Origin of the sequence: Chloroflexus sp. (genome assembly GCF_034434295.1) — a bacterium.
Taxonomy (GTDB): Bacteria; Chloroflexota; Chloroflexia; order Chloroflexales; family Chloroflexaceae; genus Chloroflexus.
Map to the genome: position 1 here is coordinate 1 of NZ_DAOTZQ010000077.1, position 16157 is coordinate 16157.

Consider the following 16157-nt stretch of genomic DNA (forward strand, 5'->3'; position numbering starts at 1 on the left):
GCACCTGCCGCCGCCGATGCCCCGACGGTGTTCGCGCCGTCACCGGTGGTTGAAGGGCCGACGATTGTTGAAATACCATCAGCAACCCATACCGAACCATCGGCAACTGAAACACCAGCCATCGATACACCGCCACCCGCCGCACCTGCTGAGCCACCGCATCCACTGGGAACCCAAACGTCATCAGCACCGGCGGTTGCTGATATCTCCGCTGAACGTGCACGCCTTGGAGCACTGCTGGCAGCCCATCGGGAGACAGTCGCACAGTACGAACAGATGGCGGCCCGCTATCCGGCAGGCAGCGTCCCCGCATTTATCCTCGCCGGTCTTGATGCAGCGCGGGCTGAACTGGCCAAAACCGAAGCTGAACTCGCTGCACTACCCAGCGGCCCAGACCCGGCTGAAGTTGCCCGGCTGGAAGGGCTAATCACTGCCCATCGGGAGACGGTCGCACAGTACGAACAGATGGCGGCCCGCTATCCGGCAGGCAGCGTCCCTGCATTTATCCTCGCCGGTCTTGATGCAGCGCGGGCTGAACTGGCTCAAACCGAAGCTGAACTCGCTGCGCTCCTTGGAAACGCCCCGACACCTGCGCCTGCTGCGGTTGCGCATCCGGCAGCACCAACACCGATTGGCACGCCAGTCTCAATCCTTCCTGCCCCAGCGGCCTGTCTGGTACTGGCCGCTGGGAGTGAGATCACATTAGCACCGGGCAAGAGCGAATACATTATCGGGCGTGAAGACCCGGTGAGTAATATTTTTCCGGAAATCGATCTAACCCCATACGGAGGCGAATCGGGCGGTGTGAGCCGTCAACACGCGAAGCTTATCCATATCGGCAATCAGTGGAGTATTGTTGATCTCAACAGTACTAACCATACCCGCGTAAACGGGCAACGCATCGAACCACAGACGCCAACACCAATCAGTGACGGCACAAAACTCCAGTTCGGCAGGCTAGTGGCCACATTTCACGTGAAATCATAGCGCTGTGATTGCGCTTTAGTTATGTCAATCAGTAGAACAGAAAAAGAGACGAGGTAGCTTGCTGCCCCGTCTCTTTACGGTTTACTCCACCTCTTCCCAAAGATGTGCATCACTCAGGGTCATACCCAGGCTGAAATGCGAACGGGCACGACACCGGTAAAATCAAATCTGGCAGCATAACGGTCATGATATGATCAACGCTGCGCTGCATCCTGCGAGCGCACATCTTCGGCTCGCCCTGGTCTTCGGCCCTTTTCGAGATAGGTTTGCACGTGGAGTACCAGGCTGGTATGGTAACATCACCAAATGGCGCCATGACCTGCAGAAGGTTTGCCGGACAGAAGGACACCCCCAGCCCACCGTACCCACGTCGCTCGCAACCCTGATGACGCTCATCGCAGCCCACCGGCCAGCCTCGCCAGAACGTTCCGGCAGGTGGTTTCGCTGCTGGGTGGCAAGTTGTTCGCGTTCGCCAGACACACGGCAACCCAGGTGTTGCTGGCGCTGAGGTTGCATAACGCGGGCTAGAGACATACGCCCGCATGTTCCGTCGGTTACGGTGTACGGCAGTGACCCTGCCTGTTCCGCACAATGCTCATGCACAGTACCCTACCCGATCCATAGGTGATTGGGATCAACGGAACACCGATTTTGCACACCAGCCGGACGCTGCCAGTGATGTGCGAGCCAACCTTTGAATGCCGGTGCGACGGCGGTGGGCTAGAAGCTACCACTGTCGGTGACGCAAATCATGGCCTGCATCTGGCCACACTGGGAACGGGAAGTTACCCACTGCGAGCTGAAGTCTGACTTCGGGGTAAGCCAAAACCAATGCCGGAACCGGCCGGCCGTGGTAGTGAGCGAGCCGTGGCGAGTGTAGGTCGCTGCTGTGCCGATGCTGGCCGGCTATCGCATCTAGGGTGGTTCCGTGGCCCCAGCCAACCCGAACGCTGGTGGCGGAATACGTACCGTTAGCGTTTCACCAGTCCATCTGAAAGGGCACAGGTTTGCCGGTTACGCTGAATACTACTTCTCATCGTCACCACCGGCAATCCGTCGCATCCGTGCTACAATCGCGGCTGCACCGAGTAATGCCAGCATCGAACTGCAAAACACCAGCAGTAGCCAGATGGCATAACGATTGAACAGGGCACTGATAGGAGATGGCTCAGGCTCCTGGCTTAGTCGTGATAACCCGTGATCGCCAGCAATCTTCTGTTCAGATATTACCGAAAAGGTAACACCATGCGCCGCGTACAGCGATGGAGGTGCGATCATCGATAAGGTCACGCATACTGCTATCAGAACGAACCAGCCCCATCGTGTTGGCTGAACCATACATTCATCTCCATACCGACAATCAATTCCTGCGCTATCATAACGTGAGTTCGGGATACAGGACTCCAATACCTGAAGAAACCATGCCGCTTCGTCATTACGGTTTGGGCAGCACGCCGGCACATATAGTTAGATGGCTCGATTGCGGTCAATCGCCAATGCGCACAGGGGCACACAGCCGGGCGGCTCCTGCTCGTCACACCCATCTTGTGATGTCGGTGCAAATAGCAAATCTGAGTGTCAGTGGAGATAGTCGTCAGCTCAACGCTTAGCGCTACATTCACACGTAAGACACAGCAAGCGCTGCGGGTGATTCTTCATCCGCAGTGCACTAATGTATGTACCGCCTTACCCCTTACACCATCGCACGCTGTTTAACCGGCTGGTCATCTGCGATCACGCCATCGCGCACACTGATAATGCGCTCGGCGTATTGGGCAACGTCGTGTTCATGGGTGACGAGAATGACCGTAATCCCTTGTTCAGCATTCAACCGCTGAAAGATGCCCATAATCTCTGCGCCGGTACGGGTATCAAGAGCACCGGTTGGCTCATCAGCCATGATGATCCGTGGCTCGTTGACCAACGCCCGTGCAATAGCTACCCGTTGTTGCTGTCCACCGGATAACTCGTTTGGCCGGTGGTGGAGCCGGTCTCCCATGCCTACCGCTTCCAATGCACGTCGCGCCCGTTCCTGGCGATCAGCACGTCCTCTGCCATAAAGCATCGGCAGTTCAACATTCCGTAGGGCTGTGGTGCGCTGGAGCAACATGTACTGCTGAAAGACAAACCCGATCTTCTCATTGCGAATGATCGCCAGCTCATCATCACTTAGCTCGCCAACGTTTACCCCCTCCAGCAAATACTCGCCTGATGTTGGCCGATCAAGACAACCGATGATATTCATCAGCGTACTTTTTCCACTCCCTGATGGCCCCATAATAGCGACCATCTCTCCTTGTTGAATACTCAGCGAAATCCCACGCAGCGCGTGGACTTCGGTTTCTCCCATCACGTACACTTTTGTGATATTGTTTAGTTGGATGAGCGGTTGTTGCATAACGCCTCGGTGGGTATGTCAGTCCTGAATGATTACTCTTCTTCCATTGTACTTGAGATCAGAGCATGTTAACCCCTGCCAGGTCTATTCCTGTCTTCCTGCAAAGACTGGTATAATATTGACAATATTATGACGTTATCGTATTGCTATTTGTTGAGGCATATATGACCGATTCGACTGCTGCCCGTCCGTTAGAGATGGATAAAGCCTACGAGCATCGGCTCGTCGAGCAGCGACTCTACGAATGGTGGGAAGGCAATAGTCTCTTCGCACCACGTGATGATGCTCCTCGTCCCCCGTTTGTGATCTCGATTCCGCCTCCCAACGTAACCGGTGAGTTGCATCTCGGCCACGCGATGTTTGTCGCCATCGAAGACTTGCTCATCCGCTGGCGGCGCATGCAGGGCTATCAGACGCTCTGGGTGCCTGGTACCGACCACGCCGGGATTGCCACTCAGACCCAGGTCGAGAAGCTGCTGGAGCGGGAAGGCACCTCACGTCAGGCGGTTGGTCGTGAAGAGTTCTTGCGCCGTACCTGGGAATGGAAAGAGAAATACGGGGGTGAGATCACGCGCCAGTTGCGTCGGTTAGGGGCATCGTGTGATTGGTCGCGCGAGCGCTTTACCCTCGATCCCGGTCTGTCCCGCGCTGTACATACCGCCTTCAAACGACTGTACGACGATGGCCTGATCTATCGCGGTACCTATCTGGTCAACTGGTCGCCCAAATTGCAGACGGCGGTCAGCGATCTCGAAGTGGAATACGAGGAACGCAACGTTTCCATCTGGTACGTGCGCTATCCTGTGCGCACAGCAGATTGGTCCGGCCCGACAGCACCCTGGGGTTCAGGACAGTGGGCGGCTGGCGCAACGGAGTTTATCACGGTGGCGACCACGCGCCCTGAGACGATTCTGGGTGATACAGCAGTAGCGGTTGCTCCCGGCGATCCGCGCTATGCCCATCTGGTCGGCAAAGAGGCGATTCTGCCGGCGCTCGCCCGTCCACTGCCGATTATTGCTGATGAATATGTTGACCCCGAATTCGGCTCTGGGGCCGTCAAGATCACACCCGCCCACGACAAGAACGACTACGAAATTGGCAAGCGCCATCACTTGCCGATGATCAATATTCTTAATCCTGACGCGACGATCAACGAGGCTGGTGGTCCTTACGTTGGCCTGGATCGCTTTGAATGCCGTAAGGCCATCCTCGCCGATCTCGAACGCGAAGGACTGCTGGTCAAGACCGAGCCGCATAAGATGAACGTCGGGATCAGTCAGCGTGGCGGCGAGATCATCGAACCACTCCTCTCGGAACAGTGGTTTGTGCGCACACGTCCACTAGCCGATCTGGCGATTGCTGCGGTACGCGATGGCCGGGTGCGGATCGTGCCCGAACGCTTCGAGAAGGTCTATTTCCACTGGCTCGAAAATATCGAAGACTGGTGTATCTCACGTCAGCTCTGGTGGGGACATCGGATTCCGGTCTGGTATATGCCTGATGGCTCTATCGTGGTGCCCGGCCCTGACGAGCCGCCGCCGGCGGAGGGTGTGCAAGACCCCGATGTTCTCGACACCTGGTTCAGCTCAGGTCTGTGGCCGTTCAGTACGCTCGGCTGGCCCGACGAAACCGACGATTACCGTCGTTTCTATCCTACCAGCGTGATGGAGACCGGGTACGACATTCTCTTCTTCTGGGTGGCCCGCATGATGATGATGGGCTGCTACTTCACCGGTCAGCCGCCCTTCCACACGGTGTATCTGCACGGCCTGGTGCGTGATGAGCATGGTCGCAAGATGTCGAAGTCGTTCGGTAATGTGGTCAATCCGCTCGAAATCATTGAGCAGTACGGTGCCGATGCTTTGCGTTATACGCTGGTGACCAGCGGTACACCCGGTCAGGATGTAAACCTGAACCCCCAGCGCATTGAGTCGGCACGCAATTTTGCGAATAAAATCTGGAACATTACCCGCTTCGTCATCAGCAAGCTCGGCAATCTGCCGCGCACCGAGTCCAGTAAAGTAACTGCCGAGTCACTCCAGACCGCAGGCTACACCCTGGCCGACCGCTGGATTCTCTCGCGCTATGCCCATCTGGTGGCTGAGGTAGATCGCCTAATGGAAGGCTACAATTTCGGCGAAGCCGGTCGCCAGATTCACGATTTTCTCTGGGGCGAGTTTGCCGACTGGTATGTTGAGATTGCCAAAGTGCAGCTCGAAGGTGATGAACAGCGGAACGAATTAACCCGGCGCGTACTGTTCACCGTACTCGACGGTAGCCTGCGCCTGCTCCACCCCTTCATGCCATTCGTCACCGAGGAGGTCTGGCAATATCTGACCGAAGCCTATCAACGGCCTGATCCTGAACCGACCACACCGTTTGCCGGGCTTGGGCTGCGCACAATCAGTTATGCGACGTATCCAGAGCCGGCACCACTGGCAGCGATGCGTGATGAAACGGCAGAAACCGATTGGTCATTAGTCCAATCCTTGATCGTAGCGATTCGCAACGTGCGCAGTGAGTACAAAGTTGAACCGGCCAGGCTGGTTGCAGCGACGGTCGTTGCCGGCGACCGCGCCGACCTTTTGCAGGCACAGGCTGCGCTGATCAGCCGACTGGCCCGTGTTGCAGCCGGTGATCTGGTGATCGTGAGCAAACTGGCCGAACGACCGCGGCAGGCGGCTTCGATTGTGATCGGCTCGGTGGAATGCTTCCTGCCGCTGGCCGGTATGATCGATCTCGCTGCAGAACAGGCGCGCTTGCAGAAAGAACTGGCCCAGGCTGAAGCTGATGTTGCCCGGCGCACAGCCCGCCTAAACAACGAGAGTTTTATCAGCAAAGCCCCTCCCCACGTCGTCCAGCGCGAGCGTGAAGGGCTGGAAGCCGCACAGGCAGCCCTGGCCCGGCTGCGCGAGCGCCTTGCCGAACTGGCCTGATTGCGCAGGTTGTACGTTGATGTAAAGAGGGACGGGAGTGACGCCCGTCCCTCTTGCGTTGTACCTCTAGTTTAATGAAGCCATCGCTCGTAATCACAACATCACGCCAGCACCACCCTGAGCGCGGAAGCGCCGAGCCAGCGTTCCCAATGCGCATGCGGTAGAATCTCGTTTTGGAGCGGATACCGTTGCCAGCCCGGATTGCCTGTGGCGCAGCGTGTGGAGTGCGGCAGCCATGCTGCCGCGCCAGCCGGGATCACGATCAGGTGCGAGGCGTAGCGGTTTCACCTGTCGGTACGTTACCCTGGTGAAAATGAAGCATGAAGGCGGGCTGAAAGCCTGTCCTAAGGGAAGGACAGCACCGGTGCATCGCTAACAATCTAGCAAAACACCGTGTAGAGATTGCGCTGACCGGTGACGATTAATCGTCTGGGCGATGATGCACTAAATTTGGGGGTCTGAAGAGCAGTGTTAGCGTCATTCGCAGCCTGATGCCATATCAGCAAGTGAAGGTATTAGAATCACCTCTCCTGGTCCCGTCTTCACTACCCAAATATCACAAATACTCCCGCTGATTGACACGGCGACGCCACTCTTCTTTGATCTCAATCGCAGTCCCCTGCGAGACCAGAAAATCGAGCAATAAGCGACCAAACGTATTCGCCTGTTCGAGAAACGGAAAGTGACTTGCTTTAGGCAACACGAGCAACTGGATTGGACGCTCTGCCAGTTCGTTCAAAAATGTGGCATGGGCAGCATTAACAATCGGGTCTTTCCCACCGTAGACCGCCAGCAATGGCGTTTGCAAAGAGATAATGTATGGGCGAAGATCGGTCTCTAACAACGACTCGTGAACCTGTGACAACACCTTTTCACTCAGGCTCGACGTGTCTTCTTCAATCTCCTGTTGAATTTCAGCATCTGCCACCTGTAACGTGCGCACCATGCGTGCCCAGCCATTCTGGCTGGTATTCATCCCCAACAATCGCGAGAGTGTGCCCGGCTTGATGTGTTGCGCTAACACCTGACCGTGCAACGGCGTACAGACGGTGAGCAGACGGTTGAATCGCTCAGGATGTTGATGAGCAGCGAGGATCGCGACCATACCCCCCATGCCGTGACCCACCAGTGTAGCGCACGCAATACCCAGACGATCCATAAATTGGGTCAACATCTCGACATACGTCGGCACAGTAAATTGAGCGCCACGGCGGTCGCTTTCGCCAAACCCCCAGAAGTCAAAGGCGTAAGCACGATGGCGCTCTGAGGCAATGTCCATAATTGGCACCCAATAGCGCCACGAACCGATCCAGCTATGCAGAAAGATGATCGGCTGGCCACGCCCAAAGACTTCGTAATGTGCCAGGCGGTTATCGAGGTGGATAACGCTCATACCTCCACCTCCTCGATGTGCGAGCCATTTGTCTCTTGCTGTAGCGGAATTGCAAAAGCAAATGTGCTTCCCTTTCCTAACTCACTCGTTACCCAAATCTCGCCACCGTGCATTTCCACCAGTTGTTTGGCAATGCTCAATCCCAGACCAGTGCCACCGGCTATATCACGCAGTGGATTGTCGGCCCGATAGAATGGGCGGAACAACTTCTTTAATTGTTCAGGAGACATGCCGACCCCGGTGTCTTCTACCTCGATCTGCATCATGTTCGCTCGATTGAGGAAGGCACGCACGGTGATCGAACCGCCCTCGTAGGTATATTTCACCGCGTTAGAGAAGAGATTGAAGATGATCTGGCTCACACGTTTTTGATCAGCAGTGACCGGTGGCAGGGTTGACGGGGCATCAATCCGTACATTCATCCCCTTACGCTCATATTCGAGCCGCAGCGATTGCACCACTTCGTCGATCACCGCTGGGATCTCTACCTGGGTAAAGGTGAGCTTCTTCTTCGAGTCGGGTCGCGAGAACTCCAGAATGTCTTCAATCAATGCGCACAACCGATTGGTATTGTTCTTAATAATCGTTAGATAGTTGATCTGATCCGGCGTCAGATTCAGGCTGGCGGTGAGTAGCAGCACATCAACATAGCCTTTGATAGCTGTAAGCGGTGTTCGCAATTCGTGACTGACATCCGAAATAAACTGCCGCTTCTCCTTATCGGCCTCAATCTCACGGGTGATGTCGCGGAGAACAACAACTTCCCCGTAATGCTGACCATCGGGGCCACGTACCGGTGCAATATTGACAGCAATCACCTGCGATGGATCGGTGAGATCAACCGATGTACTGAAAATCCCCTGGCTCTCCCGCATTCGGCGCAGACCCTGCACAATCCCGTTGTAGATTGTCTGGGCACGCCGACGGCTGGTCTCATCATCACCAATGCTGGCCAGTTGCTGCAACGGCTGGTTGAGAACCTGGCTGGCAGGGATATCCAGTACTTGCTCGGCAGCAGGGTTGAAGAGGGTGATCTGCTGGCGAGTGTCAAGCACAATCACACCCTCTGTCATCGAGCGGAATACTGCCGCGCTCTTCGAGGTCTCTTCGCGCTGTTCTTCGAGCAACACAGCGTTGCGGAGTGCCAGATCATTGATGAAGTTGTAGAGCTGCGCATTATTCACTGCGGCAGCGATGATACTGGCTACCGTACCGAGCAGGTTCATCTGTGAAGCGCTGAAATAGTGGCGTTGCGTACTTGACAGGATCAGAACACCAATGGCGTTATCACTGGTTTGCAGCGGCACACCGGCCACCGATTGCACATCGTCTGCTCGTCCGGGTTCTTTGAGCCAGCGCGGGTCGTGTTTGACATCGGGAATATTGACTGCTTCCAGATGCTGGATGATCCAACCGGCCAGCCCTTCAGTACCATCGGCAAAGCGTAGCGGGATGTTGGCAATTTCGGCCCGACCACGCCCATGCAATACCGCACGACAGAACAACTCGCCAGTTAACGGATCGCGTAGCATGAGCGAACCACGCTCCACACCCAGGTTCTCGGATGTTAACTCCAGGGCACGCTGAATAATCAGGTTCAGGTCAAGCTGCGTTGTCAATTCCAGCGTAATTCGGTTAACCGCCTCCAGGCGTTCCTTCTCCTCCGAAAGCAGCCGTGTCGCCTGTTCCAGTTCAGCAGTTCGCTCACGAACCCGGGCATCAAGATCGGCGGCCAGGTTGCTGATCTGGTCAAACAGGCGCGCATTCTGGATTGCCTGGCTGGCCTGACTGGCGATAGTGAAGACCACCGCCATCATCTCTTCGTCGTAGACATCTGGCTCGCCTGTGCTGATAGTTAATACTCCCACCAGTTCATTATCGACCAGCAGTGGCGCACCAATCCACGAACCATCCTGCCATCCAAAGCGCCGCAACTCATTGAAGCGTGGGTCCTGATGCGTATTTGCTATCAAGACCGGTTGATGATCGATAGCCATAACCTGGAACAGGCCACTACCCTCTAATGCGATGCTCTCAACAAGGGAGGTGGTAACACCAAAACTACGTTCCTCGCTAACCCGCAGATCACCATACCCTTCATCGCGCAAGAACACTGCGGCGTGGTCGTAACGCACGATCCGCTGCAACTGAGTAAGCACCAGCGTTTGAATTTCGCGTAGTGCTAGCGTCGAGGTAAACGACTGGGTTACTTCGCGCAACATGTCGGCCTGATACCGCCGTTTTTGCTCAAGGGCAAAGAGCTGAGTGCTCTTGAGCGCTTGACTAGCCTGATTCGCCAGGATTGACAGCAATGAAATCTGGTGTGGCGTCCATTCGTGCGGGGTGCGCATCCCCACCCAGATCACAGCCAGCCGCTCTTCGATAGGCCCGACGGCAACCCCCAATGCGCTTCGTACGCCTAGTTTGAGCGCATGATGGTTGCCATCATCGAAATCGGCCAGATCACTGATCGCAATCGGTTGATCGCGACGCAAAAGGCTGGCAGTTAACCCATCGCGCCGAAAACCGATAAACAGATCTTCCCGAAATTCAACACCATCAATCAGTACCTGGCGTTCAATGTTGCCACGGCGATCAAGGCGCAGAACTGCTGCCAGTTCAGCCCGCAACAAGCGAACTGCTGCATCGGCCAGCAACATCTGGATTGTATCCGGATCGAGGGTCCCCGACAGGTTCTGTGACACCTCGAACAACGTACTCATTTCGCTGGCATTTTGGCGAATCTCGCTAAAGAGACGAGCGTTGTTAAGGGCTACTGCCGCCTGATTCGTAACCGTTGTGACAAAGCGAAGATCATTTTCATCAAACGCATGCTGAGAGTAACTCTGAATGTTGACGACCCCCAGTACCTGATCACCATAAATAATCGGGACAACCAGGTAGGACTCCTCAATCGCTTGATCATCACCAACCCGGCCCTGATCAACAATCAGCCCCATCGACCGCGCAGCCGCAGCCGTCCCTATCAGCAATGGCCGGCGGTTGCGAATAACCCAACCATTCGTACCACCACCCAGCGGTCGTGGTTCGAGGAAGAGTCTCGTACCACGATCATACGCAATGGGATAGCTGATCATATTGGTTGATTCATCGTACAACCCGATCAGAGAGGTGCTGGTGTCAATGATCTCACCAATGCCCTGATGTAAGCGTTCGATCAATTCATAAATATCCAGCGAAGCATTGACGGCAGCACTGATGCGATTGATGATCGTTAATTCCGAAATTCGCTGTTCACGCTCTTCAAAGAGACGAGCGTTTTCGAGTGCAATTGCAGCCTGGTCTGCCAGTCCTGCCAGTAACAGCATCTCATCGTTGGTAAACTGCCGTCGGTAATTGGTCATCACACTGAGCACGCCGATGATTTGCTCGCGGTAAATGACCGGAACACCCATGAACGAAATGAGATTGTTACGCTGCTGGTAATTTGGATAGAGCGAACCACCCAGTGAATTGACATCCTCGATAATCAACGGCTGCCCGGTCTCGGCAACCCGTCCGGTAAACCCCTGACCAATCGGCACCCGCATAGTGCGGTCCTGCTCAACGGGAATACCATCGAGTGCTGCTGGTGTCAATATATTTCCTTCACTGATCGTCCAGAGGGCGACTGTGGTCACGTTCAACTGCCGGCTCACCAGCTCCATCAGTTTATTGAGCACTTCCTGGGGCCGCAGCAGCGACGATAAGATGCGTGCTGCATCGAGCAGGGTAGAAAGTTCACGCACCTTCTGGCGGGTCGCCTCGGCGCTTTGCTGGGCCTCGGCTGTCGCACGGGCACGCGCAATCGCTGTACTAGTCTGGCTGGCAATAGTCTGACACAGCTCCAGAATTTGCGGCGAGAAGGTTCCCGTTCGACCAACAAAATCTAACCCGACAGCGCCGATCACTTCGTCGTTGAGGATAATTGGGATAATCCCGATAGAGCGAATATCAAGTTCGCGGAAGATGCCATGCGATGGTGCAAATAACGGGTCATTCTGGGCGTCTTCCGAGACGAGTGGCCGCTTCTCTCGATCCAGCCAATCAACCGATGGATTGTCAAAGAGTTGAATACGTATCTGATCGAGAAGTCCACTATCCACGTACTCGGCTACCGCCGGTGCATAGCCGCTGACGCGGTCATAGATTACCATCCGCGCCTGATCGACGCCGGTGATAGCGCCCATGGCATTGACCATCTCTTGATAGATCGCCTTTAGATCGGTCAATGCGTTAGTTGCGGTTGCCACCCGATTGAGAATGGCTAACTGCTCAACCTGAGTCCGGGCCTGTTCAAGCAAACGGGCATTCTGAACACCAAGCGCGAGCTGATTGGCAATGGTCGTTAGAAATTCGCGTTCACGCTCTCGGTAGATACCAGGCGTGTAGCTCATCACAACCAGCACACCAACCACCGTCTGATCACCGATCAGCAACGGTACACCGAGCCATGCCGCTGAACGGCGATCAGAGCCAAATGGTACCGGCTTGAAGCGAAAATCGGATTGTTCCTGTTCTTTGCCCAGATCAACGAATTGCAATGGTCGGCGTGTGCGGATAATGTATTCGGTCAGGCTTCCCGGCGTCGGTGGCTGACGATGATCGGTGAATTCCTCTACCCCCTCATCAACTTCGTAACACAGGGTCATTTCGTCATGTTCGGGATCGTACAGAAATGCCACGAGCGAGTCGAGGCTCAGGAAAGCCTGAATGTGTTTATACACATCACGCAGCATTTGCCGCTGATCGAGCGTCGAAGCAATGATCTGCCCGATGCGATTGATAATATTTAATTCAGCGATCCGCTGTTCACGTTCAGCAAATAGACGAGCATTTTCCAGCGCTATCGCCAGTTGGTTGGCTAGTGCCGCCAGGAAGCGTAGCGTGCGATCATTGAAGGCACCCGGCGTTTCACTCTGGACAGAAAGCACGCCGATAACTGCACCCTGACTGACCAGCGGCACACCAAGCCACGAACGTACTTGCTGCCCCTCACGCATCAGAAAGCGAGCTTCCGTCCGTAGATCACTGGTCAACAGATCATCGATCCGTAAGGGATTGCCTTCGTCAATAATTTTAGCAATTAGGCCAGTTTTGGGGGCAACTTGTTTCTCAAACCCGGCTACACGTTCGCCGTGCTGTTTGAACAGTTCAAAGCGGACAGTATCCTGATCAGAGTTGTAGCTGACAAGATAGAAGAAGTCGGGTGTACCAAGAAATGCTACAATCTCTTGATAGACCCGCTCAAGCAGGATATCGAGATCAGTTGTCGAAGTGGCTGCCGCACCAACGTGGAAGAGTGCCGCCATCTCTTCGGCGCGATCACGGGCCTCGCGCAGCAAGAGATGGTTTTCGATCACTATCGCAGCCTGATCAGCAAAAATTTCCAGTGGCTCTACATCACGGGCAGTCGGGCGTCGGCGATCTTCGTTGTCGCTGGCAAAGATGATTCCCAGCAGCACGCCCTCAGTCGAGTAGAGGGGTACACAGAGTCGATCATCAAGTTGCCATTCGTCAACACCTCGTTGATCTACGAATGGATGGTAATCAAAGATACCGGTATCAAAACCCGCCTCCAGCTTATGCGCCTCTTCTGCGGGGACAAAATAGGTTCGGCCCAGGCGGAAACGCGGATCGAGGTAGCGCGTTACCAGGGCCAGATCAATGGGGTGTTGGGCCAATCTGGCTTGCTCAGCCAGCGGAATACCGGCAGCTACCTCCAGATACAACCGGTTTGGATCGTCGAGCCGGCTCAGGCAGAAGAGTACTGTGCGCAGACCAAGTGCCTCGATGATGCTGTACCCGATCTGCTCCAGCAAGCTGGCCAGTGATTGATCGGCACGCATTGCCTGACCGATCTCAAGCACATCGCTCAGAATATCTGCCCGGCGTTGCAGCATTTTCGCCATGTGCTCAAGCTCAAGGTAGTGCTGTGCGTTACCAATCCCGATGGCCGCCTGGTGAGTCAACGCCCGCACGAATTCACTCGCTTCAAAGTCAAAATAGCGGGGTTGCTCGGCCATCAGCAACACCAGACCATACACACTACCCTGGTAGAAAATCGGTGCTGCCAGTGCCGAATTGGCTGTAGGGCAGTGCAAAGCACTACGCTCATGTTCGCCCAGGTAGTCACTAAGCGCAATCTCACGGCGAGTAAGCGCTTCCTGAGCAGTCAAAATAGCATGATCGAACCGACTACCCAACATCTGGCTACGGATTGATGGTGCATAACCAATAACTTCAACGATGACAAAGGTGTAGCTCTCGGTTTCCAGATCATCTTCAGCCAGCCGTGGTAACCCTTCACCTGCCACAGCGTAAGTGTGATTCGCCGTTACGCGCAATGCAATCAGGCCATGGCTGGCACTTGTTGCTCGTAACGCCTGTTCAAGCACAAATGCCAAAATTTCATCCTGATTGAGCGTGATTGCCAGTTGGCTACCGATTCGCTGCAGGGCACGTAATTGCTCAATCCGTTGTCGTAAGCTACTGTCTACCTGAGCAAACCGGTTAGCATTAGCAATTGCTCGTGCTGACTGACCGGCTAAAATACCGATCAGTCGTTCATCTTCGGCATTGAAATCGTTTACCTGGATCGAAACCAGTTCAAGGGTACCAAGCAGCGCGTTACCACTGCGTAAAGGGATACCGAGATAGCTCCGTGCGTGGAGATTGTCACTGAGCGTTAGCCCACTAATGTCATCGAGAGTACCAAGCCAGGCTGGTGGCCTGCTCAGATCGTCAATCCGTAGCAGACGTTGATGGCGAATCAACCAGGAGCTAAGCGTATCACTTTCATCACCCACCTGACAACACAGATGTTGCTGATAGGCAACCCGTAGACGCTGGTTACGCTCATCAAAGAGGGTGATCCTGCCACCACTGAAATGAACCAGCTTCGCTGCACCAGTCAACGTTGCTTCAAGCGTCTCTTCAAGTGACAGATCGGCAGCGAGAAGCTGATTAATCTGTTGTAACCGCTCTAGTTCACCGGCCCGCTGCTGGGCAGCATCGTAGAGCCGACGGTTTTGCACCGTGGTTGCAATCTGGGCACTCAGTACCTGCAAGAGATTGCGTTCGATCTGGTCAAGCACATATCCGGCAGCAGCATATCCAATTGCCAGAAACCCAACCATCTGCTCTTTACTACGTAACGCTACCAGCCATACGCTGTGACAGCCGGCTGCCAGCGCGTGGGCGGCTATCGGATTGGTGTGCGCAGCATCGGCAGTGTCGGAGAGCAAGGTCGGTTCATTCCGCTCACTCAACTGCTGCAAGACAGGGGTAAGGGGAATGGAATCTTGATAATCTATCTCGAAATGACGTTCGCTGTAGATAGTAATGGTCTGAACAACACCGGGTTGGTCAGGAAGAGAGAGATACACTGCCCCGAAATCGGCATTCAGTGCTACGGCCATGTTTTCAGTAGCCCGCGCAATTGTCTCTTCGATGGCCAGGCTTGAACCAATTTCAAGGCTATTTTCGTAAAGAACGAACAGCTCACGCGCATGACGACTTTCGTGCTGTTGCAGAGCCGTCGCGTGCAGTAACAGAGCTAATGGTCGTGCCAGCGATTGAATTGTGTAAGCCGCCTCTGAGCCGGGATCGAGAAGTAACAGCAAACCAACCAGTTCAACCCTGACAGTTAGCGGTTCGACCAGCAGTGACCACGAGGAGGGTGCGCCACGACGCTGGGTACGACTCCGCCATGTTCCGTACTGGGTGGTCTGAAACGTTACCGTTTGAGTGATGGTTTCGTTATCAGCTATTGCCAGTTGTGGCGGGAAGATGGCATCCCCGGCGCTGCTTACCGCTCTGATCAACATTTGCTCGTTGAAGTTGAACCAGTAGAGAGCGAGAGCTTTCGCCGGTAAGAGTGTACAGGCCTGCCGGCACAACTGTTCTAACGCGACACTCATATCACCGACGCCGATATTTTCCAGCGTCGCATACCCTAATGCGCGCAACTGCTCGATACGCTCACTCAAGCGCGCTCGTTGCCAGACTGCCAGCAGGGTCGTAATTTGCGTAACAAGTGCCGTGGTAAATGCCGGCTCGAAAACAGCCGCTAGCGTTAACCGTCCATAGAGCTGGGAGGAGTCACGCAATTCAAGCGCGTGACCATTGCTCGGAGTTTCACCCCAGCTTACGCTGGCGATCTCTTGTTCGTTGGCAAGTAATGTCAGGCGTCCACCAACTCCGAGGTGACGTTCGAGCAGTTCACCGATCAAATGACACAGCGCTACTGGCTCGGTCTGACCGAGGGGGCGTTGGCTGTGCAGGGCTAACTGGGCAAGTAACTCCCAACCCTGTGTCGGTGCTCCGGTGACCGTCGTACTCATAGTAACACTATCGCTCCTGCTGGCGTGTCTATTCTGCTCCGAGGACTACTTCGCATGCATAAACGAGACGCAGATCGACATTTGGCAATGGATATCGA

6 protein-coding genes are annotated in these 16157 nt (G+C 55.0%); 2 read left to right on the forward strand and 4 right to left on the reverse strand.

Annotated elements, in window-relative coordinates; genetic code table 11:
- Positions 1 to 987 (forward strand): FHA domain-containing protein (locus tag VAE57_RS11335; RefSeq protein WP_322821991.1); only part of this gene is annotated, 987 nt, incomplete at its 5' end.
- Between the two features lie 1026 nt (positions 988 to 2013).
- Here the strand turns inward: VAE57_RS11335 and VAE57_RS11340 are convergent.
- Positions 2014 to 2325, reverse strand: a complete 312-nt coding sequence (locus tag VAE57_RS11340; RefSeq protein ID WP_322821992.1) for a hypothetical protein — start codon at positions 2323 to 2325, stop codon at positions 2014 to 2016.
- Between the two features lie 355 nt (positions 2326 to 2680).
- Positions 2681 to 3385: an ABC transporter ATP-binding protein gene (locus VAE57_RS11345; protein ID WP_322821993.1), complete on the reverse strand. Its 705-nt coding sequence runs from the start codon at positions 3383 to 3385 to the stop codon at positions 2681 to 2683.
- A 164-nt stretch (positions 3386 to 3549) separates the two neighbouring features.
- Between VAE57_RS11345 and VAE57_RS11350 the strand changes: the two genes are divergently transcribed.
- The gene (locus VAE57_RS11350; protein WP_322821994.1) at positions 3550 to 6321 is read left to right on the forward strand and encodes a valine--tRNA ligase; all 2772 of its coding nucleotides are present in this window, start codon (positions 3550 to 3552) and stop codon (positions 6319 to 6321) included.
- A 556-nt stretch (positions 6322 to 6877) separates the two neighbouring features.
- Here VAE57_RS11350 and VAE57_RS11355 read toward each other — a convergent pair.
- Positions 6878 to 7714: an alpha/beta hydrolase gene (locus tag VAE57_RS11355; protein WP_322821995.1), complete on the reverse strand. Its 837-nt coding sequence runs from the start codon at positions 7712 to 7714 to the stop codon at positions 6878 to 6880.
- Positions 7711 to 16059 carry a GAF domain-containing protein gene (locus VAE57_RS11360; protein ID WP_322821996.1) on the reverse strand — a complete coding sequence of 2783 codons (8349 nt, stop codon included), beginning with the start codon at positions 16057 to 16059 and terminating at the stop codon, positions 7711 to 7713. Before VAE57_RS11360 ends, VAE57_RS11355 begins: the two co-directional genes overlap by 4 nt.
- Positions 16060 to 16157: the final 98 nt, after the last annotated feature.